The sequence below is a fragment of the Burkholderia sp. 3C genome, from assembly GCF_054589155.1.
This window is the reverse complement of the sequence record NZ_BAAILN010000079.1, coordinates 1-239: the sequence shown is the minus strand read 5'-3', so window position 1 is coordinate 239 and position 239 is coordinate 1. Positions and strand designations below refer to the sequence as shown.

General features: G+C 62.8%; 1 pseudogene. It reads right to left on the bottom strand.

Features of this window, described 5'->3' with window-relative positions:
• A pseudogene (gene glyA, locus ACYP33_RS14255) lies at positions 1-239 on the bottom strand (serine hydroxymethyltransferase); the annotation flags it as partial.

Below are 239 nucleotides of genomic sequence, written 5' to 3'. Positions count from 1 at the left end.
CCCGAGTTCGGCTGCACGTTCGCCGCTTCCGCGCCGAACAGCGCCTTCACGCGGTCGATCGCCAGTTGCTCGACCACGTCCACGTTCTCGCAGCCGCCGTAATAGCGCTTGCCGGGGTAGCCTTCCGCGTACTTGTTGGTCAGTTGCGAACCTTGCGCAGCCATCACGGCCGGGCTGGTGTAGTTCTCGGAAGCGATCAGCTCGATGTGATCTTCCTGGCGCTGGTTTTCGTGCTGGAT